15 protein-coding genes are annotated in these 16531 nt (G+C 60.6%); 13 read left to right on the top strand and 2 right to left on the bottom strand.

The genetic code is table 11. The features are described from left to right. Positions 1-266: 266 nt before the first annotated feature. The 6 genes from HF949_RS06820 (at position 267) to glcF (ending at position 6690) form a co-directional block, all read left to right on the top strand. Positions 267-1547, top strand: coding sequence for a DUF3422 family protein (locus HF949_RS06820; protein ID WP_292900043.1), 1281 nt, complete (start codon positions 267-269; stop codon positions 1545-1547). A gap of 78 nt (positions 1548-1625) precedes the next feature. Continuing rightward, positions 1626-3122 carry an FAD-linked oxidase C-terminal domain-containing protein gene (locus HF949_RS06815; protein WP_292899283.1) on the top strand — a complete coding sequence of 499 codons (1497 nt, stop codon included), beginning with the start codon at positions 1626-1628 and terminating at the stop codon, positions 3120-3122. Positions 3123-3124: 2 nt separating this feature from the next. Then, on the top strand, positions 3125-3709 hold the full coding sequence (locus tag HF949_RS06810) for an ASCH domain-containing protein (RefSeq protein ID WP_292899282.1): 585 nt from the start codon (positions 3125-3127) through the stop codon (positions 3707-3709). Continuing rightward, entirely contained in the window at positions 3706-4914 is a 1209-nt protein-coding gene (locus tag HF949_RS06805; RefSeq protein ID WP_292899280.1) for an FAD-binding protein, read from the top strand. The genes HF949_RS06810 and HF949_RS06805 overlap by 4 nt, the downstream gene beginning before the upstream one ends. A gap of 41 nt (positions 4915-4955) precedes the next feature. After that, positions 4956-5336, top strand: coding sequence for a DUF4870 family protein (locus HF949_RS06800; RefSeq protein WP_292899278.1), 381 nt, complete (start codon positions 4956-4958; stop codon positions 5334-5336). 10 nt (positions 5337-5346) lie between these two features. Next, positions 5347-6690, top strand: a complete 1344-nt coding sequence (gene glcF / locus HF949_RS06795) for a glycolate oxidase subunit GlcF (protein WP_292899276.1) — start codon at positions 5347-5349, stop codon at positions 6688-6690. An 82-nt stretch (positions 6691-6772) separates the two neighbouring features. On the opposite strand, the gene HF949_RS06790 is transcribed toward glcF, so the two are convergent. Continuing rightward, positions 6773-7594 (bottom strand): L,D-transpeptidase, encoded by an 822-nt coding sequence (locus HF949_RS06790; RefSeq protein ID WP_292899274.1) that lies wholly within the window; start codon positions 7592-7594, stop codon positions 6773-6775. 273 nt (positions 7595-7867) lie between these two features. Here HF949_RS06790 and HF949_RS06785 point away from each other — a divergent pair, with 273 nt between their 5' ends. From HF949_RS06785 to groL, 3 genes are all read left to right on the top strand, one after another. Beyond that, positions 7868-8506, top strand: a complete 639-nt coding sequence (locus tag HF949_RS06785) for a DNA-3-methyladenine glycosylase I (RefSeq protein ID WP_292899273.1) — start codon at positions 7868-7870, stop codon at positions 8504-8506. Between the two features lie 216 nt (positions 8507-8722). Beyond that, positions 8723-9019, top strand: coding sequence for a co-chaperone GroES (gene groES, locus HF949_RS06780; RefSeq protein ID WP_007009707.1), 297 nt, complete (start codon positions 8723-8725; stop codon positions 9017-9019). A 62-nt stretch (positions 9020-9081) separates the two neighbouring features. After that, positions 9082-10725: a chaperonin GroEL gene (groL, locus tag HF949_RS06775; RefSeq protein WP_292899272.1), complete on the top strand. Its 1644-nt coding sequence runs from the start codon at positions 9082-9084 to the stop codon at positions 10723-10725. Between the two features lie 80 nt (positions 10726-10805). On the opposite strand, the gene HF949_RS06770 is transcribed toward groL, so the two are convergent. Continuing rightward, entirely contained in the window at positions 10806-11870 is a 1065-nt protein-coding gene (locus tag HF949_RS06770; protein ID WP_404934995.1) for a calcium:proton antiporter, read from the bottom strand. 296 nt (positions 11871-12166) lie between these two features. Here HF949_RS06770 and fumC point away from each other — a divergent pair, with 296 nt between their 5' ends. The 4 genes from fumC to HF949_RS06750 all read left to right on the top strand — a co-directional run bounded on the left by fumC (position 12167) and on the right by HF949_RS06750 (position 16524). Next, complete coding sequence (gene fumC / locus HF949_RS06765; RefSeq protein ID WP_292899268.1) at positions 12167-13558, top strand: class II fumarate hydratase; 1392 nt, start codon at positions 12167-12169, stop codon at positions 13556-13558. Between the two features lie 175 nt (positions 13559-13733). Continuing rightward, positions 13734-14117, top strand: a complete 384-nt coding sequence (locus tag HF949_RS06760) for a DoxX family protein (RefSeq protein WP_292899266.1) — start codon at positions 13734-13736, stop codon at positions 14115-14117. A 201-nt stretch (positions 14118-14318) separates the two neighbouring features. Then, on the top strand, positions 14319-15233 hold the full coding sequence (locus tag HF949_RS06755; RefSeq protein WP_292899264.1) for a TVP38/TMEM64 family protein: 915 nt from the start codon (positions 14319-14321) through the stop codon (positions 15231-15233). Beyond that, positions 15127-16524, top strand: coding sequence for a dihydrolipoyl dehydrogenase family protein (locus HF949_RS06750; RefSeq protein ID WP_292900041.1), 1398 nt, complete (start codon positions 15127-15129; stop codon positions 16522-16524). The genes HF949_RS06755 and HF949_RS06750 overlap by 107 nt, the downstream gene beginning before the upstream one ends. Positions 16525-16531 lie beyond the last annotated feature (7 nt).

The following is a 16531-nucleotide window of genomic DNA, read 5'->3' as shown; positions in this document are numbered from 1 at the left end:
TTGCCGTTCCCGTCATTCCTGCATCTGTAGCCTTAGACTAGCGCGAGTTTGCAGAACTGGTCAATTTATTTGCCCAATGATCAGCGCGGCAGCCAACCGTCTTCATGCATTGCACCCCGCGCAAAGCCGATAGCATACTCGGGAAAGGTCCATCCTGATGCAGACGGCAAGGCACAATGAGCCAGAATAATGGGGAACTGCTTGTCGCGACTGACGCAGACAAGACACAAGAAAAGCCTTTCACAACCCTGGTGACCGGCAGCGTCATGGGGTTCCCGGCCCATGACGGGCGCGCAGGAGCGCTGGGTGAAGTGCATGCGCGGCCCCATGCCCTTCTGGAAGCGCCACGACTGATCATCCAGCTCTCCTTCATGACCGAAGGCGGCTCTGCGGTCGACCAGGCCGTGCTTGCCGATCTTTCGCGCAGGCTCGGTGTCGCGCCACCACAGGCCAATGCGCGCCACCACACTATGAAATGGGGAAAGGGGACGCTACGCTGGGAAAGGCATACAGAGTTTTCCAGCTATCAATGGGACTGCCCTATCTCGCCGCGCACCGGAAAACCGCTCGAAGAATCGCCCTTCGGTAATGGTTTCAGCCCGCCCGGCACCGCCATATCGGGCACGCGGGTGGAGATCCGCAAATGGACGAGCGCGACGGAAAAGCTGATCCGCGCGTTCGATCCGGCAAGCCTGGGCTATTCGGTGGTTGAGGGTGGACGCGCCGCCGTTGCCACCGACTTCCGGCAGGATGGCGACGGGCTAACCCGGATTCTCATCCTTGAAAAGGATCTGGCGCCGGCCCGTATCGGCGCCCTCTCGCAGCGCCTGATCGACATCGAAACCTACCGCACGCTTGCCATGCTCGGCCTGCCGCTGGCGCAATCCCTTTCGCCGCGTCTGCGGCGCATGGAAGATCAGCTCGCGGCACTGACAGCACGCATGCGCCAGCGCGAGAAGCACGACAGTCACGCCCTTTTGAGTGAATTGACGGAGCTCGCAGCCGATCTGGAGGCCGATGCCGCCGCCAGCCTCTATCGTTTTGGCGCAAGTCGCGCCTATCACGGTATTGTCGAGGAGCGGCTGGAAATGCTGAACGAGGCACCCATGGCGGGTTATGAAACATGGACGGCGTTTCTGCAGCGCCGCGTGGCACCCGCCATGCGCACCTGCCGTTCGGTGGAAGAACGCCAGGCCAATCTATCGCGCAAGCTCACGCGTGCGGCAAACCTGCTCAGAAGCTGGGTGGACGTGGAAGTGGAACGGCAGAACCGCGACCTGCTCGCCTCGATGAACCGCCGCGCACAGCTGCAATTGCGCCTGCAACAGACGGTCGAAGGCCTCTCCGTGGCCGCCATCTCCTACTATGTGGTGGGGCTGGTGGGCTATGTGGCCAAAGGGGCAAAACCCGCCCTGCCCGGTCTGTCTAGCGAGGTGATCACCGCGGCCGCCGTCCCCGTAGCCGTTCTGTGCATCTGGCTTCTGGTGCGCCGCATCCGCCGCCACCATGCCCGCGAGGACACCATTACCGGCACCGAGGCGGATTGACGCAGGCCCGCTTTCCAAGCAGCATTTACAGAACTGCGAATACACTGGTAAACAGATTGAACCAGTGAGGGAGTTCTGATGTCCGGCCTGAAAATGCCGCAGGCCAATGCGGCAACCCTGAAGAAACGCGCCGATATCGTCGCCGACATGCGCATCATCGTTCCCGGTGAAGGCGTGGTGGACACGGAAAACGAAATGCGCGCCTTCGAGAGCGACGGGTTGACCGCCTATCGCCAGATGCCGCTAGTCGTCGTCTTGCCTGAAACGACGGCGCAGGTGTCACGCATCCTGAAATATTGCCATGAGCGAGATATCCGCGTCGTACCGCGCGGCTCGGGCACCTCGCTTTCCGGCGGTGCGCTGCCACTCGAAGACGCAGTACTCCTGGTGATGAGCCGCTTCAACCGCATCCTCGACATCGACTATCCGAACCGTGCCGTGGTCGCGCAGCCAGGCGTCACCAATCTGGGCATCACCCATGCAGTCGAGCAGGAGGGCTTTTATTATGCGCCCGACCCCTCGTCGCAGATCGCCTGCTCCATCGGCGGCAATGTGGCTGAGAATTCCGGTGGCGTGCACTGCCTGAAATACGGGCTCACCGCCAACAATGTTCTGGGCATCGAGATGGTGCTGATGAATGGCGATGTCATCCGGCTCGGCGGCAGACATCTGGACGCCGAAGGCTATGATTTGCTGGGCCTGATGACCGGCTCGGAAGGCCTGCTTGGCGTGGTGACCGAGGTGACCGTGCGCATCTTGCAGAAGCCGGAGACGGCGCGCGCCCTGTTGATCGGCTTTCCATCGAGCGAGGAAGCGGGCCAGTGCGTTGCCGAGATCATCGGTGCGGGCATCATTCCAGGCGGCATGGAAATGATGGACGGCCCTGCCATCCGCGCTGCGGAGGATTTCGTTCATGCCGGCTATCCGCTCGACGTGGAGGCTCTGCTGATCGTTGAACTGGACGGGCCGCAGGCCGAGGTCGACCATCTGATCGATCGGGTTGAGGCAATCGCGCGCCGGAACGGCGCCACCACCAGCCGGGCCTCGACATCGGATGAAGAACGCGCCGTGTTCTGGGCCGGGCGCAAGGCCGCCTTCCCGGCGGTGGGACGCATTTCGCCAGACTATTACTGCATGGATGGCACCATCCCGCGCAAGCAATTGCCACGTGTTCTGGCCGGTATGCGCGCGCTCTCGGAAAAATACGGGCTGCGCGTCGCCAACGTGTTTCATGCCGGCGACGGCAATCTCCATCCGCTCATTCTTTATGATGCGAACAAGCCGGGCGAGCTGGAAAAGGCCGAGGATTTCGGCGCCGACATTCTGCGTCTGTGCGTGGAAGTGGGCGGCGTTCTGACCGGGGAGCATGGGGTGGGCGTGGAAAAGCGCGACCTGATGCCTGAAATGTTCACCGAAGACGATCTGAACCAGCAGATCCGCGTGAAATGCGCTTTCGATCCGAACCACCTGCTCAATCCCGGCAAAGTGTTCCCGCAACTACACCGCTGCGCCGAACTTGGCCGGATGCACATTCATCGCGGTCAGGTGCCGTTTCCCGAGCTGGAGCGGTTTTGAACGTGCTGTTCAAACGCGCCATACTCGAAGGCATCGCGCGCGGCGAGGTTACCCTTGCCTTTCGCCGCTGGAAGCGCCCCACCGTGAAAGCTGGCACCCGACTTCGCACGGCTCTGGGCGAAGTCCGTATCGGACGCGTCGAAGCTTTCGATGAAGCCTCGCTGGATGATGAATGCGCACGCCGTGCCGGTTTTACCTCGCTTTCCGAACTGAAGGGCAGCTTGCGCGACAGCGCGGAACGTCTGCTTTTCCGCATCGAACTTAACGGAATCGAGGCTGACCGCAGAGTTGCACTGCGCGCCGCGTCCAAGCTCTCTGCCCACGAACGCCAGACAATTCAGGACCGATTCAGGCGCTGGGACCGGGCCGCCCGGCACGAAGGGCATCATCTTCACGTCCTCTCCCTGATCGCGGAAAACCCTGCGACTGCAGCCGCCGAGCTCGCCGCCAGATTGGATATGGAGAAGCTTGGCTTCAAGCGCGATGTACGCAAACTGAAGGAGCTTGGACTGACCGAAAGCCTGGACGTTGGTTACCGGCTCTCCCCACGCGGACACAGCTTCCTTAATGAGAATGAGACATCGTGACCGAATTCCTTCCCAACACCGCTGAAGAGGTTCTGGAAACCATCCAGTGGGCGGTTTCTGAAGAAACCCCGCTCGAAATTTTCGGCCACGGTTCGAAGCGCGGCATCGGTCAACCGCTCCAGACCGAGCACACGCTCGATCTGTCGAGACTGGCCGGCATCACGCTTTATGAGCCGGAAGAACTGGTGCTCTCTGCCCGTGCGGGAACGCCAGTTTCCGAAATCGAGACGCTTCTGCGCGAGCACAATCAGGAGTTTGCCTTCGAACCCATGGATTACGGCCCGTTGCTTGGCGGGGAACCGGAGCGCGGCACGCTGGGCGGGCTGCTTGCGGCCAATTTGTCGGGTCCCCGACGACTGAAGGCCGGAGCCGCGCGGGATCACGTGCTTGGTATTCACGCGGTTTCTGGCCGTGGCGAGAGCTTCAAGTCGGGCGGGCGCGTGGTGAAAAACGTCACCGGCTACGATCTTTCCAAGGGGCTCGCGGGCTCATGGGGTACGCTGGCGGTGGCAACCGACATCACCATGAAGGTGCTGCCGGCAGCCGAGACGGAGACAACATTCTCCATCGCCGGACTGGACGATGCGACGGCAACACAGGCCATGGCCATCGCCATGGGATCGAGCGCCGAGGTTTCGGGTGCCGCGCACCTGCCCGAAGGCGTGGTGGGCCGCTTTATCAGCGGCGGGTTTTCCGGTGGCAGCCAGACCGTGCTGCGGGTGGAGGGTTTCGGCCCTTCCGTCGCCTATCGGATCGATCTCCTGTCACGGCTCCTGCATGACTACGGAAGCGCCGAAACAATTGAGAAAACGCTTTCGCGGAGGCTCTGGCGCGAAATTCGCGACTGTCATCCCTTTGCCGACGGTACGCCGGCGCCGGTATGGCGCGTTTCGGTCACGCCGTCGCGCGGCCACGAGCTTGTCGACGCCTTCCGCCGGGCGGCCGGCGCCAATGTCTATTACGACTGGCAGGGGGGGCTGATCTGGATGCGGATGGAAGCCGACCCCGAGGCGGAAATTCTGCGAAAGATGATCGCTCATCTTGGAGGCGGGCACGCGACACTGGTGCGTGCACCGCTTGCCGTGCGTGCAGCAACGCCTGTCTTCGAGCCCCAACCGCCCGCTCTTGCCGCCCTCTCCTCGCGCCTGAAGGAGCAATTTGACCCCAAAGGTCTATTGAACCCCGCACGCATGGCATTCGCTTGAAGCCGTGATAGATTGCCGCCGGAACAACAGAGGGCAAACCCATGAGTGATATGCAGAATCAACCCGATGAAACCCGCAAGACCGATGGCTGGCTCGAGCCTGGGCCAACCAACATTCAAGTCATCTATATCCTTTATCTGGTAGGTTTCGTCATCGGCATATCCGCCCTGGTGGGCATCGTCCTTGCCTACATGAATCGAGGCAAGGTCAGCGGCTGGCTCGAGACGCACTATACCTGGGCAATTCGCACGTTCTGGATCGGCCTGCTGCTCGGTTTCGTCTCGGCATTGTTGATGATTGTCGGCATCGGCTTTCTGCTGATGATCGCCCTCGCCATATGGGCCGTTGTGCGGTGCGTGATCGGCCTGCAGGCCGTTGGACGCAGAGAGCCCATCAAGAACCCGCAAAGCTGGCTGATCTAGAAGAGGCGCCGTGCAGACCAATTTCACTTCAGAGCAGCTTTCCGATCCGCAGATTGCGGAGGCGGAATCGATCCTGCGCAAATGCGTGCATTGCGGCTTCTGCACGGCCACCTGCCCAACCTATGTGACGCTCGGCAATGAGCTCGACAGCCCGCGCGGGCGTATCTATCTCATCAAGGACATGCTGGAAAACGGCAGGGCGGCAGACCGGGAGACTGTCACCCATGTCGACCGCTGCCTTTCCTGCCTCGCCTGCATGACCACGTGCCCTTCGGGCGTGAATTACATGCATCTCGTCGATCACGCCCGCGCGCATATAGAAAAGACCTATCGCAGACCATTACTCGATCGCCTGGTGCGATCGGTGCTGGCGCAAATTCTGCCCTATCCCGGCCGTTTCCGCGCAGCTCTGAAACTCGCCCGCGTCGGACGCCCGTTTTCCGGCCTGTTCCGCAAAATTCCAGCCTTGCGCCCTGTTGCCGCGATGCTCGAGCTTGCGCCCGACAGTCTGCCCCATGCGGCAAACGAGCGCGTGAGCCTTGCAGTGGCCAAGCGCGGGCGTGTCGCGCTGCTGACGGGATGTGCCCAATCCGTGCTCGATCCGGGTATCAATGCCGCGACGGTTCGGCTTCTCGCCCGGCTCGGGATCGAAACCGTGCAGAACCCGGAGGGCGAAGGCTGCTGCGGGGCACTGGTACACCACATGGGCAAGGAAGACCCGGCGCTGGAAGCCGCGCGACGCAACGTGGATGCCTGGATGCGCGAAATCGAGAATGGTGGGCTGGACGCCATCATCATCACAGCGTCGGGATGCGGCACCACGGTCAAGGATTATGGCCACATGCTGCGGCTTGATCCTGACTATGCCGGGAAGGCGGCCCGGGTGGCTGCACTTGCCAGGGACATCACGGAATATCTTGCAACGCTCGATCTGCCGGAGCCGGTTGTCGAACCAGGCATAACGGTTGCCTATCACTCCGCGTGTTCCATGCAGCACGGCCAAAAGATCAGCCGCGAACCACGCGAACTGCTGCACAGGGCCGGGTTTGTGGTGCGTGAGCCGCGCGAGGGACATTTGTGCTGCGGCTCGGCCGGCACCTACAACATTCTGCAGCCGGAAATCGCAGCGCGCCTGCGTGATCGCAAGGTCAAAAACATCGATGCGACCGCGGCAGCGCTCATTGCCACCGGCAATATCGGCTGCATGACCCAGATCAGATCAGGCACGAATACCCCTATCGTGCATACCGTGGAGCTGCTCGACTGGGCCTTTGGCGGGCCGAAGCCCACAGCTCTACCCGATATAGTGGCAACCGAAAAACGACAGGCGCCGTCGATGGCCGCCGCGGAATGAGAAAAGGGCGATGCTCCCCCAAGCATCGCCCTTCTCCGTTTTACCCGGCAGTCCCCCTGCCGGGCATCCCCCGCTCATCCGGTCACTTCACCACCACTTTGGTGCCGACCGGGGTACGATCATAAAGGTCAACCACATCCTCGTTGCGCATCCGGATGCAACCGGAAGACACCGCGCGACCGATGGTCCAGGGCGCATTGGTGCCGTGGATACGATAGAGAGTCGATCCAAGATACAGGGCGCGCGCCCCGAGAGGGTTGGCTGGGCCACCCTCCATCTTTACCGGCAGGATCCGGCCCTTCGCTTTCTCGCGTTCAATCATTTCCTCGGGCGGGTGCCAGGACGGCCATTTGCGCTTGTTGGTGATCTTTTCCGTCCCGGTCCAGCCAAACCCTTCCTTGCCGACACCAACGCCGTAGCGCTTCGCCTTGCCTCCCTTCATGACCAGGAACAAGAAGCGCTGGCTGGTATCGACGATAATCGTGCCGGGAGCCTGATCGGTCTCGTAGTCAACGACCTGCGGCAGCCATTTGGGATCACTCATCCGCCAGGAGCGTTCATTCAGGGGGAACGGCTCACGCGCCCGCGGTACGAACGAGACCCTCTGCGTGGGCTGTGCCTGTGGGGTGGGGCGGGGCTGCATCTGATGACGAGGCCGGTAATCCCGACGCGCGCTGTTGCGACCGTGCGCGTTTCGAGCGCGTTGGTAAGCCTGATATTCCGTAGGCTGCTCGACGCGATGCTGCCCTCGCACCGGCGCGCGGCGCAACTGCATCACCCAGGGAGCGGAAAGGTCAGGACTGACGAGAACCGGCGGCGGTTCCACATATCGATCCTGGGCCAGCGCCCCCCAGGAAGAAAGCAGCGCGGTCACAATGCCGGCCGCAAACAACATCGACTTCATGATAAACTTCTCTCTACCATTCGTCACAGATCAAACAGACCACACGTTCTCGAAACCAGATTCGAGACCGGGCGGCGGCGAAGGGCAAACGCACCTTATGCGCCTGACCGTGTCAGGATGCTGACTCGAAGCTGCAACCGAATAGTGAATCAGCTTCCGTAAAATGCCATGTTTCAAAAAAACCATCTGGTGTGGTTACCGGCGCGTTCAAAAAGCTGGTGAACATATCGCTAAACCCGGCTGATTTGACATTAACCAAGGAAGTTTGGACATATGAGCGAAGAAAAAACCGGCCTGATCGTGGGTTCCGATGGCAAGACCCGCTGCTTCTGGCCCGGTGAGTTGCCGGATTATCTCGACTATCATGACAATGAGTGGGGGCATCCGGTGTCGGACGATCACCGGCTTTTCGAGAAAATCTGTCTTGAGGGATTTCAGTCGGGGCTCTCCTGGCTAACCATCCTGCGCAAGCGGGAGAACTTCCGCGAGGCTTTCGACGGTTTCGATTTCGAGCGTGTGGCGCGATTTACCGAAAAGGATGTGGACCGTCTTCTCGGCAATGCGGGGATTGTACGCCATGGCGGCAAAATCCGTTCCACCATCAACAATGCTCAACGCGCAATCGAATTGTGCGAGCAGGAAGGATCGCTCGCGCGCTATTTCTGGCGCCACGAGCCGCAACCGCACGAGCGCCCTGACCCCGTCGACTACAAAACACTGACGGCCAATCCGACCACCGCCATATCCACCCGTATTTCAAAGGACCTGAAGAAGCGGGGCTGGTCTTTCGTGGGACCCACGACTGTCTATGCCTTCATGCAGGCGATGGGGCTCGTCAACGATCATATCGAGGGCTGCTGTTGCCGCGCTGCGGTTGAAACGAAGCGGCAGGCTTTCATCAGACCCAGCTGAAACCGGGGCAGCTTTTCATCGGCAATCACGGAAATCTGGCGGCCACGGCAAAAAAATGTGCGCTGTTCGCTGCACGAAAATCTTGACTCCGAAATGGGCGCTCACTATCTCAAAGTCACGTTAGCACTCTCCTCAGGCGAGTGCTAACGACAAGTCCGGCACCCGCCGGACGGAGGAAAAGCCTAATTCATCATCCGAATCAAGGGTTCAGAGAACATGGCCAACACGAACTTTCGCCCGCTTCATGACCGTGTGGTCGTCCGCCGGGTCGAGTCTGAAGAAAAGACGGCAGGTGGCATCATCATTCCCGACACCGCCAAAGAGAAGCCGCAGGAAGGCGAAATCGTAGCAGTCGGTTCCGGCGCGCGCGACGAGGCGGGCAAGCTCGTCCCGCTGGACGTCAAGGCTGGCGACCGCGTGCTCTTCGGCAAGTGGTCGGGCACCGAAGTCAAGCTCAATGGCGAGGATCTCCTGATCATGAAGGAATCCGACATCATGGGCGTCATCGGCTGATCCCACGCCACCACATCAAAACGGTAACAGAGTTTCTCAAGAAGCTCAGGAGCTAGAGAAATATGGCTGCAAAAGACGTAAAATTCTCCCGCGACGCGCGTGAGCGCATGCTCAAGGGTGTGAACATCCTCGCCGATGCGGTGAAGGTGACCCTCGGCCCGAAAGGCCGCAACGTCGTCATCGACAAGTCCTTCGGCGCACCGCGCATCACCAAGGACGGTGTAACGGTCGCGAAGGAAATCGAGCTTGAGGACAAGTTCGAGAACATGGGCGCACAGATGGTGCGCGAGGTCGCTTCCAAGACCAACGACATCGCCGGTGACGGCACCACGACCGCCACGGTTCTGGCCCAGGCGATCGTTCAGGAAGGCGCCAAGGCCGTTGCCGCCGGCATGAACCCGATGGATCTGAAGCGCGGCATCGACAAGGCTGTTGCCGACGTCGTCGAGTACCTCTCCTCTTCCACCAAGAAGATCAACACCTCCGCAGAGGTTGCCCAGGTCGGCACGATCTCCGCGAATGGTGAGAAGGAAATCGGCGAGATGATCGCCGAGGCCATGCAGAAGGTCGGCAACGAGGGTGTCATCACCGTCGAGGAAGCCAAGACCGCCGAGACCGAGCTCGAAGTGGTCGAGGGCATGCAGTTCGACCGCGGCTATCTCTCCCCGTACTTCGTCACGAACCCGGAGAAGATGGTCGCCGAGCTCGAGGATGCATATATCCTGCTCCACGAGAAGAAGCTTTCCAACCTGCAGGCCATGCTGCCGGTTCTGGAATCGGTGGTTCAGTCTTCCAAACCGCTCCTCATCATTGCCGAGGACGTGGAAGGCGAGGCTCTCGCCACGCTCGTCGTCAACAAGCTGCGCGGTGGTCTGAAGATCGCTGCCGTCAAGGCTCCGGGCTTCGGCGATCGCCGCAAGGCCATGCTTGAGGACATCGCTATCCTCACCGGCGGCCAGGTCATCTCCGAAGACCTCGGCATCAAGCTTGAGAACGTCACGCTCGACATGCTCGGCCGTGCGAAGAAGGTGTCCATCACCAAAGAGAACACCACCATCGTCGACGGTGCAGGCCAGAAGTCCGAGATCGAAGGCCGCGTTGCCCAGATCAAGCAGCAGATCGAAGAGACTTCTTCCGATTACGACCGCGAGAAGCTGCAGGAGCGTCTTGCCAAGCTCGCTGGCGGCGTTGCCGTGATCCGCGTCGGTGGCTCCACCGAAGTGGAAGTGAAGGAGCGCAAGGACCGCGTCGACGACGCGCTTAACGCAACCCGCGCTGCTGTGGAAGAAGGCATCGTGCCTGGTGGTGGCACCGCGCTTCTGCGTGCTTCTGCCCAGATCAAGGCGAAAGGCGACAATCCCGATCAGGACGCCGGCATCAACATCATCCGCCGCGCCATTCAGGCTCCGGTTCGCCAGATCGCCACGAATGCGGGCGCCGAGGCTTCGATCGTTGCCGGCAAGATCCTCGAGAATGAGGGTGTCACCTTCGGCTACAACGCCCAGACCGGTGAATATGGCGACATGATCGCCATGGGCATCGTCGACCCGATGAAGGTTGTCCGCACCGCGCTGCAGGACGCCGCTTCGGTTGCCGGCCTGCTCGTCACCACCGAAGCCATGGTCGCCGAGCTTCCGAAGAAGGATGCTCCGGCCGGTGCTCCCGACATGGGTGGCATGGGCGGCATGGGTGGCATGGGCTTCTAAGCCAGCCACGCATCGCTTGAAAATTGAGGGCGCTCCTTTCGGGAGCGCCCTTTTTCATGGATTGATATCATCGGGTCTGGTCAGGGAACCGCAGCCAGAAGCAGAAAGCAGAAGAACACCACCAGATGGACCGCACCCTGCATAATGGTGGTGCGCCCCGTGGCCAAGGTCAGCATGCCGACGAAGAGCGACAGGACCAGAAGCACAATGTGCTCCGGATCGAGCCCGAGCGTGATCGGCTCACCGAGAACAAGCGAGGCAATGGCGATCGTGGGAATCGACAGACCGACACTGGCCAATGCAGAACCGGTTGCCACGTTCATGCTCGTTTGAAGCCGGTTGGAGGCGGCAGCGCGCAGCGCCGTCACGCCCTCAGGCAACAGCACCACGGCGGCGATGACCAATCCGACAAAAGACTCCGCCAGCCCAACCGCCGACACCCCCTTCTCGATACCGGGAGCCAGGGCCTCGGCCAGAACAATGACCATCAGCAGCGATATGGCCAGCATGAGACCGGCCCAGGCGGTTTCTCCACCGCCAGGCTTTCTATGGAGAGCTGTATCGGCTGCCGCAATGTCCAGAAAATCTCCCCGGTGGCGCACGGTCTGGACAAACAGGAACAGCCCGTAGAGCAAGAGCGAAACGACCGTCACGAAGATCAGTTGAACGGTCGAATAATACGGTCCTTCAACGGCCAGGGTGAAATTGGGCAGAATCAGCGTCAGCGTTGCGAGGGTACCCAGGACGCTGAAGGCAGCGACCGCTCCCTGGCTTTGGAACGATTGCTGATGATGACGTAGCCCCCCGGCGAGGAGGCAGAGACCGACAACACCATTCAGAACCAGCATGACTGTGGAGAATACCGTGTCCCGCGCCACCGTCGGATCCCCCTCCGAGGGCGAAAGCATCATCGAAATGATGAGGGAAGCTTCGATCACGGTAACGGCGATCGCCAGCAGCACCGAGCCGAAGGGCTGGCCTATGCGCACGGAGATAACCTCGGCGAAATGCACCGATGAAAACACGGTCGCCACGAGAAACAGTCCGGCCAGCGCAGAAAAGAGTATGTCGGTTTCTTGTACGAGGCCGAAATGTTCTGCTGCGATCAACACTGCCGCGGCGAACGGGGGCCCTGCGGTCCGCATCGCCTGTGCATTTGCCAAACCTTTGAACACGCTACCCCCCGGAAAGACAGTTTTCGTCGAATTGGCGAGCCGATGGCAGACGGCGCTCCATATCGCCTGTGATAGTTCAATGCCGGAAAGGAGTGCAATGAACAGTTTTTCGAACGAGCCTGTACGACCAGGGTCATGATGCGCAACCTATTGCCAAATCCCCTCGCCCGCGCCATTAAACGGCAGCACTTTTCGGGTAGAAGCAGCAGGCCTGTTCAAGCCGTCTCCACTGCCCGACGCGCGAAATGACAAGGGAGCACGATCGCATGTCCAAGACCCGCACCGAGACAGATACATTCGGCCCTCTGGAGGTTGCTGCAGACCGCTATTGGGGCGCGCAGACTCAACGGTCTCTGGGCAATTTCAAGATCGGCACGGAGAAGATGCCCGTTCCCCTGGTGCGGGCGCTCGGCATCGTCAAGCAGGCTGCCGCAGAGGCGAACCTGGAAATGGGCAAACTTGACCGGAAGATCGGCGAAGCAATGATCGAGGCGGCCAAGGAAGTTGTTGCCGGAAAGCTCGACGATCATTTTCCGCTCTCCGTCTGGCAAACCGGTTCCGGCACCCAGTCCAACATGAACACCAATGAGGTGATCTCCAACCGGGCCATCGAGATCCTGGGTGGCGAAATGGGTTCCAAGAAGCCGGTCCACCCCAATGATCACGTCAATATGGGGCAATCCTCCAACGACACTTTCCCCACCGCCATGCATATCGCGGCCGGCCGCGAGGCGGCTGAAGAGCTTTTGCCGGCGCTGCAGTATCTGACCGAGGCGCTGGAAGAGAAAGCCCAGGCGTTTGACGGTATCGTCAAGATCGGCCGCACCCATACGCAGGATGCCACACCGCTCACGCTTGGCCAGGAGTTTTCGGGTTATGTGGCGGCCCTCAAACTGGGTGCCAGGCGCATCGAAGAGAGCCTGAACGACGTCTACGCGCTCGCACAGGGCGGCACTGCAGTCGGCACGGGCCTCAACGCACCGGTCGGGTTCGACAAGGCGTTCGCCGCAAAGGTCGCTACGATCACCGGCCTGCCCTTCCGCACCGCCGAAAACAAGTTCGAGGCGCTTGCCAGCCATGGTGCGCTGAACGCCTTCCACGGCATGCTGAATGCGCTTGCCGCCGATCTCTTCAAAATTGCCAACGACATCCGTTTTCTGGGCTCAGGCCCGCGTTCGGGCCTTGGCGAACTGAAGCTGCCGGAAAACGAGCCGGGCTCCTCTATCATGCCGGGCAAGGTCAACCCGACGCAGGCCGAAGCGCTGACCATGGTCGCCACCCAGGTGATGGGCAACCAGACGACCGTCAGCATCGCCGCCAGCCAGGGTCATTTCGAGCTCAACGTGTTCAAGCCGGTTGTCGCCAATGCCGTCCTGCAGTCGATCCGCATTCTGACCGATGCGATGCGCTCCTTCGCCGACAATTGCGTAAAGGGCATCGAGGCGGACGAGACCCGTATCGCCGACCTCATGCAGCGCTCGCTGATGCTGGTGACTGCGCTCGCACCGGCGATCGGCTATGACAACGCAGCAGCCATTGCCAAGGCGGCACACAAGAACGGCACCACGCTGCGTGAGGAAGCACTCAGGAGCGGTCTTGTCTCCGAAGAGGATTATGACCGGCTTGTGCGCCCGGAAAAAATGATCGCGCCGGCCTGACCGTTACATTTCAGAGCACCCAGCGGCCCGGAGAAGGACTTCCTTCAGGCCGCTGGATTTCGTTTATTGTCTCTTGTTTTGACGACACAGTGTAACCAATGGGGCAGTTTTTCTACACAATTCTCCGCGGTATATGCCTGACCGAAGAAAATCACTTCTCACAGGAAACCCAGCAATGTCCCAGAATGCACTCGTTCTCGTCGGCCGGATACTGATCGCGGTCATCTTCATCGTCTCCGGTTTCGGTAAGATCACCAATATCGGTGGCACCGCCGGCTATTTCGGCAGCATGGGCCTGCCCCTGCCGATCGTGACGGCCTGGATCGTCGCCCTCCTCGAGCTCGTTGGCGGCCTTGCCATCGTCGTCGGTTTTCAGACGCGCATCGCGGCAATTCTCCTCGCGCTTTTCAGCGTCGCTTCCGGTGTCATCGCTCATTTCGACTTTGCAGATCAGATGCAGAGCATCATGTTCATGAAGAACCTCTCTATGGCTGGCGGCCTTCTCGTGCTTGCTGCCTTTGGGCCCGGCGCTCTCTCGCTGGAACGGGCAAAAGCCTGACGCAAACCCTGCCCCTCCTGAAAGCCCGCTTTCGAGCGGGCTTTTTGTTGTCTGTGCCATTCACGGTTCGGTGATATCGATGCGACCGCGGCTCAAAAGGCGGTGAGGCAACGCATCTTTCGTTGCACGGACAGGTCGCAACACGCATGTACGGCCTGTTGCTGCACCAAAATGGATAAGCGGCGGCGGAGACCTTGAAAGATGACGATGATGCAGACAACCGGAAATGATCATCACGCGAATGCAAAGCCCTCGCCTGTGAAGCGCTTTCTTCCACTGTTGATCGTGTTCGCAGGCCTTGCCGGTGGTTACGGCCTCGGGCTGCATCAATATCTGTCGCTCGAGTTCCTTTCCGAAAGCCGCGGCTTTTTACGTGGCTTTGTCGTGCAAAACCCGTTGTTAGCGCCCCTCGGCTTTGCGGTTCTTTACGCCACGGCCGTCGCTTTCTCCTTTCCTGCCGCTTCCATACTGACGCTGTTTGCTGGCTTCCTCTTCGGATGGCTTCTCGGCGGCGCGCTTGTGGCGATTGCGGCCACCATCGGTGCCTCGGCGGTCTTTCTGGCGGCCCGCGGTGCACTTTCGGGTGTTTTGGCGCAGAAAATCGGCGGTCGCGTGTCGCGCATGGCGAAGGGGTTCGAGGAGGACGCCTTCAACTATCTCCTGGTGCTGAGGCTCGCCCCGGTGTTCCCGTTCTGGGTCGTCAACATCGCGCCGGCACTGTTCAATGTACCGTTGCGCACCTATGCAACGGCCACCTTTCTCGGCATTCTGCCAGGCACCTTCGCCTATGCCTATCTCGGCCACGGGCTGGACAGCGTGATTGTTGCCGCAGCCGAAGCCGGACGCGAGGTGACACTCGGCGATCTGGTAACGCCGCAACTCACCTTCGCCTTTGCCGCGCTGGCGCTGGTCGCCGCCATACCGGTGGCGGTGAAAAAACTGCGCCGGTCGCCTGATTGCCAACAACCAAGAGATTGCCTGAATGACCCTTCTCACTCCCGATATCTGCGTGATCGGAGCTGGCTCCGGCGGCCTGAGCGTCGCAGCCGCCGCAGCCGCCTTTGGTGTACCCGTTGTGCTTGTCGAGCGGGGCAAGATGGGTGGCGACTGCCTTAATTATGGCTGTGTGCCCTCCAAAGCGCTGATCGCCGCCGGCAAGCAGGCCCACCTGATGGAAAGCGGCGCGGCCTTCGGCATCGCCCCCACCGAGGCGGATGTCAACTTCCGCCAGGTGATGAAGCATGTGGAAGCGACCATCGCCGCGATAGCGCCCAACGATTCCGTTGAGCGGTTTACTGCACTGGGTGTGCAGGTGATCCAGGAAGAAGCTTCCTTCAAGGATCATCGTACGGTGATCGCCGGCAGTCACGAGATCCGCGCCCGTCGCTTCGTCATTGCTACAGGATCATCGCCGCTCGTTCCCCCCATAGCCGGCCTTGAGGATGTTCCATTCCTTACCAATGAGACGATTTTCTCCCAGACCCGCAGGCCCGCACATCTCATCATTGTCGGCGGTGGCCCCATCGGCATGGAGCTGGCGCAGGCGCACTGTCGCCTGGGCAGTGAGGTGACCGTTGTGGAAGCGCTGACCGCGCTGGGTAAAGACGACCCCGAACTGACCGCCATTGCACTGCAAAACATCCGCTCCGAAGGCGTTAACGTGCTCGAGCACACAAAGGTGACGCGGGTTGAGAAGCGTGGGCGCTCGGGCGTGCGCGTACACCTCGAAGATGCAGATGGAAACCACAGCATCGATGGCTCCCATCTTCTGATTGCCGCAGGCCGCACACCCAATATCGCGTCGCTGAAGCTTGACCGAGCCGGAATCGAGCACGACCGGCGTGGCATCAAGATTTCCAGCAAACTGCGCACCAGCAATCGCCGCGTCTACGCGATTGGCGACGTGGCGGGTGGGCTCCAGTTTACCCATGTGGCCGGCTATCACGCCGGACTGGTGATCCGCGCCCTGCTCTTTCGCCTCCCTGCCCGCGAGAATCGCGCCATCATCCCCTGGGCCACCTACACAGATCCCGAAATCGCTCATGTGGGACTGACCGAGAGCGAAGCACGCAAAAACCATCGCAATATCAGCGTTTTGCGCTGGCCCTATGCCGAGAATGACCGCGCGCAGGCTGAACGCAAGACAGAGGGGCTGATCAAGCTCGTAACCGATCGCAAAGGCCGCATTCTCGGCGCATCCATCGTGGGTGCCAATGCAGGCGAGATGATCAATTTCTGGGCGCTCGCGATCTCTCGAAAACTCGGTGTGCGTGATATCGCCGGATACGTGGCCCCCTACCCAACCATGACCGAGATTGGCAAACGGGCCGCGATCACGTATTTCACGGAAGCGACACGCAAGCCTCTGGTCCGCGCGGTAGTGCGGTTTCTGCGCCGTTTCGGCTAATTAATGC

The organism is Nitratireductor sp. (genome assembly GCF_017794765.1).
Taxonomy (GTDB): Bacteria; Pseudomonadota; Alphaproteobacteria; order Rhizobiales; family Rhizobiaceae; genus Nitratireductor.
The sequence above is the reverse complement of the archived record's forward strand: the minus strand, read 5'-3'. Positions and strand labels throughout refer to the sequence as shown.